Consider the following 13,931-nt stretch of genomic DNA (forward strand, 5'->3'; position numbering starts at 1 on the left):
GGGGGCCGCGGCAATGCGGCGGTGGGCGACGCCAGGCTCTGTGGTTGCCAAACTAGAATCGCATCACCACCAACATGCCGTAGAACAGCACGGCCAGGAACACCGTCTCGAGGACCATCAGTGCTACCGGCTTCCAGCCTACGGACAGAATGTCCTTGAGGTGGGTTTTCATGCCGATTGACACCATGGCCATGACCAGACACCACTGCGAAGCAAACTGCCCGGCCTTTACCACCCCCGGAGGCAGCCAGCCTGTGCTATTGATCGCCACCAGCACCGCGAAGGCCACGGCAAACCACGGCAGCAGCGGCGGGCGCGGACCCTTGCCGGCTTCCCCTTGTGCCCGCTGATGCCGCTGCGACAACCACGCAGCCAGCGCGATCACCGGCAGCAGCATGGCCACACGCATCAGCTTGATCAGCGTGGCCGCATCGCCGGCTTCATGCGAGATGCTGTAGCCGGCCCCTACTACCTGGGCCACATCATGGATGGTTCCGCCAATAAAGGCTCCGGCCTGTAAAGAAGGCAAGGCCAGCAGTTGCGCGAGCATCGGGTATAACACCATCGCGACCGTCGATAGGGTACTGACGGAGATGACCGTGAACAGCGTCGCGCGCTCCTTTAACGGATGCTGTGGCATGGCTGCCGACAGGGCCAGCGCCGCGGAAGCACCGCAGATCGCCACGGCACCCCCGGTGAGCAAGCCGAAGAACGTTTGGAACCCCATCAGTCGAGCCAGCACGATGCCGCACAGTATGGTCAGCGCCACCGCCAGTACGACCATGGCAACGGAGTGCCAACCCAGTGCCGCCACCTGCGAAGCCGTAATGCGCAATCCCAGCAAGGCCACTCCCAGCCGAAGCACCTGCTTGGCACTGAAGTCAATGCCGGAAGCGGTGGAGGATTCTCGGGACAGGAAGTTCAGCGCCATACCCAATAGCAAGGCGAACAGCATCACCGGTGCCTGGTAATGCGTGGCGAGCGACATGGCTGCGACGGTTACCACCGCGCTGATGACCATGCCGGGCAGATAGCCCCGGAACGTATTTAACAAACTCGGATTCAGGAATCTTACGGACATGATGTCTCTCCGATGGGTCGATGAAGTTCGCCGCCCATTTCGGAATCGGCCCCACTCACTTCGCAAACCGGGAAACGCTGGCGGACACACTCTGCAATTTCCCAGTTAGCAAGCATGCGCCATGGAACTCGGTGCCCGCCGTGCAACGGATGCCAACGACTTTGCATTACATGCCACGTCGATAGTGAGTCGCTCCTGAAACGTTGCACCGGATGGACCCTCGAGGCGGGCAACACCGTGCGGTGCCGCAGCCGGCATACCCGCGTGGGCCCGCGTCGGGCATCTATCATTGGTTGATGATCATCTTGAGGCATACTCCCTTCGGTTCGAATATGTGAAAGCAGCGCCATGCCAAACGTCGGGCGACTCGTTCGCAGTGCCACGCTGAACGGCTACATCGAGCTGGTGGAATCGCTTGGCCGCGACCCGGGAGCCCTGTTGCGTGCTGTGGGGCTGTCGGCGCGGTTGCTCAAGGACCCCGAGACACGCATTCCGAGCAGCGCCTTGCGCGAGTTGCTGGAAGCTACCGCCAGCACGACCGGTGTCGAGGATTTCGCCTTGCGGATGGCGGCGCGTCGTACGTTTTCCAACCTCGGGCCGATCAGCCTGGTGCTAAAGGAGGAGCCCTCGCCACGACAGGCGCTCGATACCTTGTGTCGCTACCTGAAGCTGCTCAGCGCATCGCTGGTCACGCGCGTCGAGGACGCAGGTCAGACCGTGATCATTCGTGAGGACCTGCTGCCCAGCCCTGGCTCGGGCACCCGTCAGGCCATGGAACTCACCGTCGGCATGATGTTTCGCATCCTGCGCGAGTTGATCGGACCAGAATGGCGCCCATTGCAGGTCTGCTTTACGCATCGCGCGCCAGCCGACATATCGGCGCACCGCGCCTTTTTCGGCCGCAATCCGATGTTCAATCAGCCGTTCAACGGCCTGGTTTGTGCCGCAGCCGACCTGGAGAAGCCACGCGCGCCAGACCAGTCTGGCGCGGCCCAACTGGCGCGCGACTACCTGGAGGCCGCCCTACGACGCCGTGGCGAGGGTACGCGTGAAACCTGTCGCGAACTCATCATGGCGCTGCTCCCCGGCGGGCGCTGTACGGCCCAGCAGGTAGCGCTGCATCTGCGCGTCGATCGTCGCACGCTGCATCGTCATCTGAGCGCCGATGGACTCACGTTTTCGGCACTCCTCGACGAGGTGCGCTCGGAGCTCGTGACGCGCCATCTGGAGGAGAGCGACCAGCCGATCGGCGAAATCGCGGGTCTGCTCGGCTTCTCCAACCAGAGCAGCTTCAGCCATTGGTTTCGCGCCGAGTTCGGCTGCAGCGTCACGCAATGGCGCAGGCAGACGGCAGCGCGATCGGCAGCGGCGATCGGCCGGGGCCGTCGCCATCCGGCTCCCTCAGTCAGTCGGCAATAAGCACAATCTTGCCCATGTGCTGGCTGCGCGCGATATACGCGTAGGCGTCCGCGATCGAATCCATCGGGAATGTGCGGTCAATCGGCAGACGCAGCCTGCCTTCGCGAAAGTGTGGCAGCAGATCGCGCGCGCATGCCTGGATACACGCGAGACGTTCGGCCTCGGTGCGTGTGCGGAACGTCGCGCCCATCAGCTTCAGGCGATTCAGCCAGAGCAGGTTGATATCGATCCGTCCAAACTGGCCGCCGCCCAGCCGCGCAAGATTGACCAGTCGTCCCTTTACTGCAAGGCACCTGACATTTTCCTCGAAGACCGTACCACCGATGGTGTCGACGATCAGATCGACGCCACGCCCGTCAGTGGCAGCCATGATGGCCTCGACCTGCGCTTCACGCGATGTGTCGATGCCGACGTCGGCGCCATAAGCGGCGAGCCGCTCCAGCTTCTCCGCCGACCGCGACGACACCATTGCCAGCCTGGCGCCAAGCGCTTTCGCAGTCATGAGCGCGGCCATGCCGACACCGCCCGAGGCACCGTTGATGTACACCGAGTCGCCGGCCTTCAGCTCGCCGTTGCTGACCAGCGCATCATGGGCGGTGATGAACACGTTGGGAAACGCCGCGGCATCGACCCACGACACATCGTCGGGAATCGGCATCAACGCCAGCGGAGCCGCCACGACATACTGCGCGTGGCAGCCACGGCCATGGCCCATCACACGGTCGCCTTCGCGCCAGCCACGGACCTGATCGCCGACGCCGACCACCTCGCCAGCGAACTCGACACCCGCGGTCATCGGGTTTCCCGTCCGATGCTCGCGCATGTACTTGATCTCGCCAAAATTGACGCCCGATGCTCGCACCCCGACCAACACTTCATTGGGGCCCGGTTTCGGGGCGGGAATATCCTGAACCTCAAGCCGACCGCCGTCGGCACCAGGCAATACACGTGCTGCTTTCATTCTTGGTCCTCGATACTCGAGTGTGGACGGACGGGGCCGTCGTCACTCCGGAGTGAAATGGATCGAACGCAGCAGCTTGCCCTGGCGCTCGTACGATTCGCGGATGTCCCTGGCAAGTTCATCCGTGGTGGCGGGCGACCCGACCTCCATGCCGAGATCCTGGATCTTTCGACCTAGTTCGGGGGATTGCAGCGCCTTGAGCGTGGCATCACGCATCCTGGCGATAACCGCCGGCGGCACGCCCGGCGCTGACCACAGTCCCATCCAGCCCACTTCGTTGAGGTCTGGGTATCCCAGTTCGGTAAAGGTCGGAACGTTGGGCAGCGCCGAAATTCGCTGCGGAAACGCCACCGCATAGGCCCTGAGCTTTCCCGCCTTGATAAACGGCAGCGACGTCGCGGGGCCGTCGAACATCAGCGGTACCTGTCCGCCCATGACGTCCTGCAGCGCAGGTGGGGACCCCTTGTAGCTCACGGCACCGGTGTCCAGTCCGGCCAGCCGGTTGAACTGCACGCCGATCGTCTGGCCGCGCAGGCCGATACCAAAGTTCGCGTAGTCGATCTTGCCGGGATTGGCCTTGATATACCTGACCAGCTCCGAGAGATTCTTCGCAGGCAGCGTGGGGTTGCCGACGAGTATCAGTCCCTGCCGGGTGAGCTGTGCGATCGGAACGATATCCTTGAACGGATCGTAGGACACCTTGATGGCCAACGGCACTTCCGAGGCGATGCCCTTCTGGATCAGCAGGAAGGTATAGCCATCGCGGGGTGCGGAAAGCATGCCATGGACCGCGATGGTTCCCGCTGCTCCTGATTTGTAATCGACGATCACGGATTGCCCGAGCGGGCGCTGCAACTCGTAGGCAAGCAGGCGCGCAACGATATCGGCTGTGCCGCCGGGCGGCGCGCCGACAAGAATGCGCACCGGCTTGGTTGGCCAGTCGGCAGCGTGGGTCGTGCTCGTGGCCAGCAGTAAGGCGCCAAGCGCAAGCGCAAGGCACCTGCACGCATTGAGGGTATGGCGTTTCATGACAGTCTCCTGGTCATCGGCTGCTGCATCTGTCACTGCGTCTTGCGCAGATAGCCCTGGTTTCCCCCATTGCGGTTTGGCGCGAAGCCGTTGGCCTGCAGCGATTCCTCGACGGTTTCATAGAACACGCCGATCTTGCAGATCTCGCGGGCCTGCCTTGCAGTGGCGATGTCGCGACCAAGCTCGCGCGAAACGCGCACCAGTTGCTCGATCTGTCTGACCGTGCTTTGTTTGGCCGTACGCTGCTGGTTCCACAGGACGTCTTCGGTGCCGCAGCGCACGTGCAATCCCATCGCGATACCCATCACGTTGACGGGCAGCACATTGCGTACGTTGCTTTCCACCGTCACCACCGCGCCGTCAGGCACGGCACGCATGAAGTTGGCCAGACTGTAGAGGCTTGGCGTATCCATCCCGCCGCCAATGGCTACCCAGTTCAGGATCAGCGGACCCTTGTAGAAGCCGCGGCGCATCAGCCGCTCGACTGACTCGAAGCTGTTGATGTTGTAGCACTGGAATTCGCTCTGGATCCCGGCGGCCGTCAGGCGACGCACGTGCTCCTCCACCCAACCGGGGTTGGCAGGGACGGTCATGTTCTTGTAGGCGTTAAACAGTGTCATGTCCTCGCGCGAGGTGCCCCTGAAGTCGGCATCGTCGGCGTGGTCCGTGACGTTCATCTGCGAAGTATTGACGGTCACCGTGACTTGGTCCGGCCTGGGGTCCAGATCCGCGAGCATGTGGCGGGTATCGTCGGATAGCCACTTGGCGGCCTGGCCGTCGTCTTCGGGTGCGAACGAGATCGAGCCACCTACCTGGATGATCATTTCCGGCACCGCCTCGCGCACGCCGGCAATCAGTTCATTGAACTTGGACAGACGCTTGCTGCCCTTGCCGTCCAGCTCGCGCACGTGCAGATGCAGCACCGTGGCGCCAGCGTTATAGCAATCCACGGCCTTCTGGATTTGCGCCTCCATCGTGACCGGAATGTCCTCGGGAAAATCGGATGGCTGCCAACCCGGCGCGTATGGCGCTGCGGTGATGATCAGCGGCTGCTGGTTCTCGGGAAAAAGGTGACCGTCTAGGAAATTCATGTTGATGCTCCGGGTAGTCGTCAGCAGTCGATTCAGTAAGGGATGTCGCCCACGATGCCGGCGCGTTCCATCTTGCGCGGCGCCGGCCAGTAGTCATTGAGGGCGTAGTGCTGCGTGCAGCGGTTGTCCCAGACCGCGATGTCGCCTTCCTGCCATGACCAGCGCACCTGGTATTCGGGAATGGTGGCGCGGCTGATCAGGTAGTTGAGTAGCAGCGAAGCACCGGGTGCCTTGTCGATGCCGTGACGTACGTTGGCCGGCGTGCTGTAGTTAGTGAAGTGCGTGGTGAAGCCCGCACCGACGAACAGGATCTTCTCGCCCGTTTCGGGATGGGTGCGCACCACCGGATGCTCTGCTGGCGGATGGTCCTGCACCAGCTTCGCACGCGCTTCCGCGTCCATGACCGCGCCAAAGCTGTGTTCGATGCTGGCCCTTGCGCGCAGGCCGATGATCTTCTGCCTGATGTCGTCGGGCAATTCCTCGTAGGCCCTCACCATATTGACCCAGATGGTGTCGCCGCCGGTTTCAGGGCACTCGATGCAGCGCAGCACCGCACCCATGGCCGGATTGGGGCGCCACAGGCCATCGCAGTGATAGTTGTTCTCGTAGCTGTGCGGGTTATCGCTACGGTAGATGCGCACCAGACCCGGATGATCCGGATCGCTACCGGCGACAGGATGGTCTTCCAGCTTGCCGAAGCATCTGGCGAAGGCCACGTGCTCGGCACGCGTAATCTCCTGCCTGCGAAAGAAGAGCACCTTGTGCTCGAGCAGTGCGGTCTTGATCGCTGCGAACAGCGCCGGATCGCGCGACGCTTCACCCAGATGGATGCCGGAAATTTCGGCCCCGATGGCCGGGGTGATCTGCCTGATTTTCATTTTCATGTCTCCTGCAGTCTTGGATGAATCCGCGAGTCGGTTCACCGTCTTCTGCGCATCGAGTATCTGGCGCTTGCGGCCTGTCTCACTTGCTTATCTGGGACATGAATTTGCTAATTTGGGACATCGCCGCGACGCCGCCAGTGACTCGGCGCGGGAACTACTCTTCGCATTCCATCGTCTGGCGGCGCCTGCGCCACACTGGCGCTTCTACCAAAAAGAACATATAAACCATAAGAAACGGAAAGGTCATTCGGCTGCCCGCGCGGCTTCTGCTCCACATTGGAGTTGACTCGCGCGCGGACTGGCGCCTGGTATGGGTTTTCGTATATCCAGGCAGGACGGAGGCAGGCCATGCGGCAACCAGGGCCTTCCGAAGCGTTCCAATGGCCCGATCCTTGGGCTGTGTTCCAGCGGCCGGGGCCAACTCTTCTTTGAAGGATGCGCGGGATGCTCACACAACTGAAAGCGGCGTTCCGCTACTTCAACAGCGTGGTCCCGTTTCGACTCGGTCCCGCGCTGATCACGACGGTCGTGCTGATCACCATGCTGCTTCTGCCTGTGCCAGCGGGGCTCACGCCCAAGGCCTGGGGCCTGGTTGCCATCTTTCTGACAACAATCGTGGCAATCATCCTGAAGGTCATGCCGATCGGGGTGATGGCGATGATGGCCATCGTGGTCCTCTCGCTGTCGCAGGTGACCTCGGACTCGTCCAAGGGGGCGATCGCCGATGCGCTGACCGCCTTCGACAGTCCGCTGATCTGGTTGATCGTGGTGGCCATCCTGATCTCACGCGGCGTGAAGAAGACCGGCCTGGGCACCCGTGTCGGCCTGATGTTCATCTCCCTGATGGGGAAACGAACGATAGGCATCGGCTATGGTCTGGCCACCTGCGAACTGGTGCTGGCGCCGTTCACACCGAGCAATACCGCGCGTGGTGGCGGCATCGTGCATCCGATCATGAAATCGATCGCCATCGCATTCGACTCGGACCCGGCCAAAGGCACCGAGGGCAAGGTCGGCACCTACCTGGCGTTGGTCAACTACCACGCCAACCCGATCTCTTCGGCGATGTTCGTGACCGCCACCGCCCCGAACCCGCTGGTGGTGGACTACATCGCCAAGGCAACCAATCAGAATCTGCATCTGAGCTGGACGAGCTGGGCGCTTTGCATGTTGTTGCCCGGCCTGCTATGCATGCTGGTGATGCCGCTGGTGATCTATGTGTTGTCGCCACCGCAGCTCAAGGCCACACCCAACGCAGTGGAATATGCGCACGCCGAAATGGCGAAGATGGGTCCAGTGTCGCCAAAGGAAAAGGTGATGATATTCACCTTCGCGCTGCTGCTGCTGCTGTGGGCCAACGTTCCAGCGATGGTGTTCGGTCCGTCGCTCACGCTGGACCCAACGGTGGTCGCCCTGGTCGGCCTGTTCGTGCTGATCATTACTGGCACCATCGACTGGGACGACGTGCTGTCCGAGAAGAGCGCCTGGGACACGCTGATATGGTTTGGTGCGCTGATCATGCTGGCCGAGCAGTTGAACAAGCAAGGCGTGATTGGCTGGTTCTCGAAGGGCATGAGCGACGCGATCGTGACCAGCGGCATTGGCTGGGGCGGCACGGCCGCGATTCTGGTTGCGATCTTCGTCTTCTCGCACTACCTGTTCGCCAGCACGACGGCGCACATCAGTGCGATGATGCTCGCCTTCCTGACAGTCGGCGTCCATCTGATACCGCCAGCGTATGTGGTGCCATTCATGCTGCTGATGGCGGCCGGCTCGGCGATTATGATGACGCTCACCCACTATGCGACGGGCACCTCGCCGATCATCTTCGGCAGCGGTTTTGTCACGATGGGAACCTGGTGGCGCGTCGGCTTTGTGATGTGTGTGGTGGAGCTGCTGATCTTCGCCGTGGTCGGGAGCGTCTGGTGGAAGGTGCTTGGCTTCTGGTGAACACGCGGCCGAACGACGCCCGATGCACCGCCATGATCACGCGAGATCGACGTGACGCGCGACTTCGCAGACGGCGATCCCGATACCGCAGCTGTCAATCCGACTGAGCAATCGCATCAACTGGAAGGTGCCGCCCTTGCAAGAGGGCTGGACTTCATAGGTAAACAGACGCTAATGCGTGCACTTGGCCCTGAACGTATCGATCAGGTTATCCCGCGCGCGGTCTCGTTGCAGGCCTGGCACGACCCGCCCCTGGCTCGTTGTAACAGGCCGCCCGGTCGAAGGCTGGTACTCGCGGTTGGGTGTCGCGGTGAATTGCTCCAGCAACTCCTGGCACTCCGGAGAATTGATATTGCCGGAGGCTGTCGGCTCGCGTGACGGGCGATACGGGCTATGCCCTTCCTGCACCGCCTCGCTGACGGCATCTGCAGCAGCCGCCGCGCCGTCCTGCCGCTGCGCATAGGCAACGCTATTCGCGCCAAGCGTAGCGCATACGACCACCGCCGATACGATCGTTCGGATATTGGGCACGTTGGTTCCCGGTGTCTTGGCTTCTGGAGCAATCCCCCGCACGCAGGGGATGTGCAGAAGCTAGTATGGTTAGCGTCTTGCAGAAGTCAAAGGCGAAACAAATCGAGGTACTCGACAGGATCGCATTGCCTTCCCCTCGAACGCCCAGAGCGCCATGAATATCCGGGCGGCAAGAGCGGCGATCGTACGAACACCCGGCATGGAGGTGCGCCGATGCGTCGGCCGTTTCTGCATCGTCTGATATGCAGCCTGTCGTTAATGACGTCCATCAGCGCCATGGCCGACGATCGCCCACTCCGCCTTGTCGACCCGGAAGACGGGCAGTTTGACCTCAGTAGCTACCTTCTCGAGCACAAGGGCGCGTTGCCCGTTCCGTTTGTGATCACCGAGCCGGCAGTTGGCTATGGCCTGGGCGTTGGCCTGCTCTTCTTCTCGGAATCCATCGCCGAAAGCGAGGTGCGAGCCAAGTCGCTCGGCCAGGAGCGCATACCACCCAACATCACCTTTGTCGGCGGCGCTTACACGCAGAACGGCACGTGGGCCGGGGCGCTCGGCCACTTCCATACCTGGGACGGCGATCGGTACCGCTACCTTGGCGGCATCGCCAAGGTAGCCGCCAATCTGGACTATTTCGGCAATGCGAACCAGGCCAGGGCGTATTCGCTGCAGGGCACAGGCCTTCTCCAGCAGCTTCTGGTCCGTATCGGGAATACCCACTGGTTTGCCGGCCCCCGCTATATCTACTTCGATTCGAACGCCGTTTTCAAGTTTGGCCAGACGCCCGGAGACCTGGTGGGACAAGGCCGGAACCAGCGCATCAGCGCTGCCAGCCTGGTGGTCGACTACGATTCACGCGACAACATCTTCTACCCCAGCCGCGGCGTCTATGCGGAACTGGAAGCCCAGCTCGCACGGGAAGGAATCGGCAGCACCCAGAACTACGACATGTACGCGGCGCGCGGGTACACGTGGCTGCCGATCGCCAAGACACTGATTCTCGGCCTCAGAGCCGACACGCGCTTTTCCAGTGGCGATGTGCCGTTTTATGTCCAGCCATACGTCGACCTGCGTGGGGTCAAGAAGGCCCGTTACCAGGACCGCAATGCGATCTCGACGGAGGTGGAACTGCGCTGGGACTTCCGGCCCCGCTGGTCCTTGCTCGGATTTACCGGCGTCGGCAAGGCCTACGGCCGGCAAAGCTTCGATGATGCCCCCAACATTGTCAGCGCCGGGGTGGGCTTTCGCTACCTGATCGCGAGAAAGCTGGGGCTCGCCATCGGCATGGATTTCGCCCACAGCAAGGACCAGAACGCTGTCTATGTACAAGTGGGGAGCGCGTGGCGCTAGATCTGCAACGGTGCCTGGGCCTATGCCAGCAAAAGCGCCTCGTATTCTTCCCGGAACTGATGGAGGGAGCTGTCCACCACCGTCACGGCGCCATCGATCAGGCCGCAGCGCCCGCTGCCTGGAAGGATGCGGCAAAGGTTCTCCAACGCGTCCAGGTCCGCGCGCACGCCGCGGCCCGTATCGATCCGGTTGAGTAGTCGCATCAACTGGAACGTCCCGCCCTTGCACGGCGGGCACTGGCCGCACGAACCCTGGGCAAAGAAGCTGACGTACTCGGCTACCTTGCGAACGATGCTGGTGCCTTCCGACACCACGATCATGGCGCCGGTCCCCAACCGGGAGCGCCTTTGTCGCACGGAGTCGAAGTCCAGCGCCACATCGAGATCGCGCTTGGTCAGCAGGGTATTGGAGGGCCCCCCCGTGAAGACTGCCTTGAACGCCTTGCCCTGGAGCATCCCGCCGCCATGCACGAACACCAGCGCCTCCAGGCTCGTGCCCATCGGCAGCTCATACAGGCCAGGCCGCAAGACATCGCCCGAGAGTGAATACAGCTTGGTTCCGGCTGCGTTGCCGATGCCGAGCTCGCGATACCACTGTGCACCGTTGCGCAGGATGCCCGGCACGTGGGCCAGCGTCTCGGTGTTGTTCACGACGGTCGGCGCGCCGTGCACGCCATGCTCGGCCGGAAAAGGCGGCTTGCGGCGTGGAAACGGGAATCCTCCCTCGACGCTCGCGATAACCGCGGTTTCCTCGCCGCCGATATACAAGCCCGAGCTTGGTACCACGATGAGCGATACCGGTCCGCCGACCAGCCGGGCAAGCTCGGCGAACTGCGGGTGCGCCTGCCACTGCTGCACCGCCATGCGCGTACTTGCGAGCGACAGCGGCTGATGGGGATTGACGTACAGCACGACATGGTTGGCGCGGGTGGCGGCTGCGGCGATCAGCGCGCCCTCGATCACCTGATGCGGCGTGTGCTCCAGCAGAAAGCGGTCCTTGAACGTCCCCGGCTCGTCTTCGTTGCCATTGCAGATGATGTACTTGTCGCCATCCGCCGCGGCGGCGACTGGCGCCCATTTGCGATATGTCGCGAAGCCGGCGCCACCCATCCCGCGCAGGTCCGCCTGCTCGATCTCGGCGATGACTGCGGCCGGCTCTCGCAGCGCCTTGGCCAGCCCTTCTCCGCCGCCGTGTGCCAGCCAGGCATCCAGGTCTGCGCCAACCCGGACATCCTCGTGGAGGAGAACCTGATTCAGGTGTTCCATCGCGCGCTCCGTGGATCGCTCACCGGGTGCCGCCGACCGCCCGGCCCCGCGCGCCGGCGTGCAACCCCGCATCGACGCGCAGATCGAAATGCGCGTAGCCCGGGAAGAGCTGCGGTGCCTGGACATGCAGCGGCAGCCCGGCCAGTGTCAATTCCCGCTGCCAGGCGTGCACATGGCCGATTCCGGCGCGTGCGGCCATGACGCTGCGGCCCGCCTCCGCTGCGCTGGCCCCGGCACGCCGGCCCATGCTCAGGATATCGAGCAGCGCGTTACCCATCAGCCGGTTGCGTCCGTGAATGCCGCCCGTGACCTCGCCAACGCAGTACAGCCCTGGCACGCTGGTCGCACCCTCCTTGTCGATGGCAACACCGCCGTTCTGGTAGTGCAAGGTCGGGTAGACGAGGAACGGCTCCCGGGACGCATCCTGACCGCACTTGTGGGCGAGATGGCGCAGCGTCACGAGCCGCTTTTCCAGAATGCCGGGGTTTTCCATTTCCAGCGTCGGCGTGTCGAGGAAGACGCCGACCTGGCCGCCCCGCTCGATGCCGCGCCCCTGCGCGCATTCACGCAGGATCGCCGAGGCCACGATATCCCGCGGCTTAAGTTCATCGACGAAACGCTCGCCCTCGCCGTTGATCAGCCTGGCGCCGGCCGAACGAGCAGCTTCCGAGATCAGGCCGCCGGCCAGGTGCGGCGGGTAGGCGATGCCGGTGGGATGGTACTGGAACGAGTCCAGCTCGCGCAGGCGCGCCCCAATCCGATAGGCGAGCACCAGGCCGTCTGCTGTGGCGCCGTAGTGGTTGGACGTCGGGAACGCATTCAGGTGCAGGCGCCCCGCCCCTCCGGTGGCGAGAATCACGGCGCGCGCGCGCACCAGCACAAAGGTGCGCCATTCGAGGTTGTAGATCACGGCCCCGGCGCAGCGCCCGCGCTCGTCGGACAGGAGCTCGACCACGGGGCAACGGTTCCACACCGCGACGCCGGGTTCCAGATCCACCGCCTCGCGCAGCACGCGCATCATTTCCAGTCCGGTGTAGTCCCGGTAGGAGAGAATGCGCGCGGCCGATGCCCCGCCTGGCTTCTTGCGCAGAAGGTTGCCGCCAAAGGGCCGGTCCTCCTCCTGATCGAACATCATGCCCAGCTGGATCAGCCAGCGAATCACGTCGGGTCCATCCATCACCATCTGCGCGACGAGCTCCGGATCGCCACAGAAATGCCCGGCGCGCAAGGTGTCCTCAAAGTGCAATTGGGGGCTGTCATCCTCGCCGATGGCCGCCTGGATGCCGCCTTCGGCCATGACCGTGTTGCTGTCGCCAAGGCGCAGTTTGGTGGCGAGGATCACCTGCGCGCCGCGCGTGGCTGCGGTGAGCGCCGCCGCGCAGCCACCACCGCCCCCGCCGATGATCAGCACATCGGTGGAGACGAGCTGTGCGCCGGCAATGTCCACGTCGTCGATCAGCGCGTTTGCCTGCAGATAGCGGGCGAGATCCGGCTGACAGGGTTCGCCGCGATTCACGCCGACGGCCAGCGCAACGCGCGCATTGGGGCCGTGGTCCGGGTGATAGCCCTTGAGAAGCGCTTCTACGGAGATGTCGTCGCTGCGCACCGCCGGCGCCACACCGGGACGGTAGCGCCTGAGCGCGACTTCATATGGGATACCAGCCGGCATGATCGTCGGTCTCCGTCAGCGCGGCGGCTGCGCGCCCGGTGCGTCGAAGTCAATGCGCATCGCGCCACTCTCGATCTGCTGCAGCCGCAACATGAGATTGGCCGGACGCAAGGACTGCGCCGCGATCATCCGCCGCACGAACAGGCCGAGATGGTTGGGCCGGATATGCTCGGGGCAGGCCAGCGTGCAGAGGTTGCACATGACGCATTCGTCGAAGACATGGCTCGAAGCCGTCAGCTTGCCCTCCACCGCGAGCTTCACGCCCTCCTGGACATCAAGCCCCTTTGGGCAGGCGCGATCGCATCCGCTGCAATGACGGCAATGGGCCGCCTCCGGGAAAATGTCCGAGATCGTCTGCAACGCGTCCCAGCTGTCGCCGATCTCCTCGATGCGATAGACGTGCCGCTCCGACGCCGTGAAGTAATCCAGAAAGGCGACCTGCATGCCGTCTTCCACCAGCGTTTCGCATGCGAGCGCGGTCTTCACATCCTGTTCGCCGCTGCGCCGCACCATGACGCGGCACGACCCGCATACGCCCTGGCCCATGCAGCCGACGCCTTCGACAAGCGTTTCCCCCGCGTGCAGGAACGCCTGCAGGATGGAACAGTTTTCCGGTGCTTCGAGCTGCCGTCCTTCGATGCTCAAACGTACCATTTCACACCCTGTCGTGTCGGCGGCGCCAACAGCACACTGCACTGGCGCAC

The 13,931-nt window shown here is 63.3% G+C and carries 12 protein-coding genes; 3 read left to right on the forward strand and 9 right to left on the reverse strand.

All coding sequences use genetic code 11. The features are described 5' to 3' along the window. Positions 1–52: 52 nt before the first annotated feature. Positions 53–1,021 (reverse strand): YeiH family protein, encoded by a 969-nt coding sequence (locus AC1DOX_RS15935; protein ID WP_441618371.1) that lies wholly within the window; start codon positions 1,019–1,021, stop codon positions 53–55. Positions 1,022–1,429: 408 nt separating this feature from the next. On the opposite strand from AC1DOX_RS15935, the gene AC1DOX_RS15940 reads away from it, so the two are divergent. After that, on the forward strand, positions 1,430–2,500 hold the full coding sequence (locus tag AC1DOX_RS15940; RefSeq protein WP_441618372.1) for an AraC family transcriptional regulator: 1,071 nt from the start codon (positions 1,430–1,432) through the stop codon (positions 2,498–2,500). Here the strand turns inward: AC1DOX_RS15940 and AC1DOX_RS15945 are convergent. Genes AC1DOX_RS15945 through AC1DOX_RS15960 form a run of 4 tightly spaced genes read right to left on the reverse strand, consistent with a single transcriptional unit; the run spans position 2,487 to position 6,459 of the window. After that, entirely contained in the window at positions 2,487–3,461 is a 975-nt protein-coding gene (locus AC1DOX_RS15945) for a quinone oxidoreductase family protein (protein ID WP_441618374.1), read from the reverse strand. The genes AC1DOX_RS15940 and AC1DOX_RS15945 overlap by 14 nt on opposite strands. A 42-nt stretch (positions 3,462–3,503) precedes the next feature. Beyond that, the gene (locus tag AC1DOX_RS15950) at positions 3,504–4,490 is read right to left on the reverse strand and encodes a tripartite tricarboxylate transporter substrate binding protein (RefSeq protein WP_441618376.1); all 987 of its coding nucleotides are present in this window, start codon (positions 4,488–4,490) and stop codon (positions 3,504–3,506) included. A gap of 32 nt (positions 4,491–4,522) precedes the next feature. Then, complete coding sequence (locus tag AC1DOX_RS15955) at positions 4,523–5,581, reverse strand: beta-keto acid cleavage family enzyme (protein ID WP_441618378.1); 1,059 nt, start codon at positions 5,579–5,581, stop codon at positions 4,523–4,525. A gap of 32 nt (positions 5,582–5,613) precedes the next feature. Then, a complete protein-coding gene (locus AC1DOX_RS15960) occupies positions 5,614–6,459 on the reverse strand; it encodes a TauD/TfdA dioxygenase family protein (RefSeq protein ID WP_092139869.1) in 846 nt (281 codons plus the stop codon). Positions 6,460–6,909: 450 nt separating this feature from the next. Between AC1DOX_RS15960 and AC1DOX_RS15965 the strand changes: the two genes are divergently transcribed. Continuing rightward, the gene (locus tag AC1DOX_RS15965) at positions 6,910–8,415 is read left to right on the forward strand and encodes a DASS family sodium-coupled anion symporter (RefSeq protein WP_441618380.1); all 1,506 of its coding nucleotides are present in this window, start codon (positions 6,910–6,912) and stop codon (positions 8,413–8,415) included. A gap of 171 nt (positions 8,416–8,586) precedes the next feature. On the opposite strand, the gene AC1DOX_RS15970 is transcribed toward AC1DOX_RS15965, so the two are convergent. Further along, on the reverse strand, positions 8,587–8,946 hold the full coding sequence (locus AC1DOX_RS15970; RefSeq protein WP_441618382.1) for a hypothetical protein: 360 nt from the start codon (positions 8,944–8,946) through the stop codon (positions 8,587–8,589). 258 nt (positions 8,947–9,204) lie between these two features. Between AC1DOX_RS15970 and AC1DOX_RS15975 the strand changes: the two genes are divergently transcribed. After that, positions 9,205–10,293 carry a BamA/TamA family outer membrane protein gene (locus AC1DOX_RS15975; RefSeq protein WP_441618384.1) on the forward strand — a complete coding sequence of 363 codons (1,089 nt, stop codon included), beginning with the start codon at positions 9,205–9,207 and terminating at the stop codon, positions 10,291–10,293. A 20-nt stretch (positions 10,294–10,313) separates the two neighbouring features. Here the strand turns inward: AC1DOX_RS15975 and AC1DOX_RS15980 are convergent, their stop codons facing one another. The 3 genes from AC1DOX_RS15980 to AC1DOX_RS15990 are packed head-to-tail and all read right to left on the reverse strand — an operon-like array spanning position 10,314 to position 13,881. After that, positions 10,314–11,558, reverse strand: coding sequence for a complex I 51 kDa subunit family protein (locus AC1DOX_RS15980; RefSeq protein WP_441618386.1), 1,245 nt, complete (start codon positions 11,556–11,558; stop codon positions 10,314–10,316). Between the two features lie 19 nt (positions 11,559–11,577). Beyond that, positions 11,578–13,227: an FAD-binding protein gene (locus tag AC1DOX_RS15985; protein WP_441618388.1), complete on the reverse strand. Its 1,650-nt coding sequence runs from the start codon at positions 13,225–13,227 to the stop codon at positions 11,578–11,580. A gap of 15 nt (positions 13,228–13,242) precedes the next feature. Beyond that, positions 13,243–13,881, reverse strand: a complete 639-nt coding sequence (locus AC1DOX_RS15990; RefSeq protein WP_441618562.1) for a 2Fe-2S iron-sulfur cluster-binding protein — start codon at positions 13,879–13,881, stop codon at positions 13,243–13,245. Positions 13,882–13,931: the final 50 nt, after the last annotated feature.

The organism is Cupriavidus sp. 01L415, assembly GCF_056400065.1.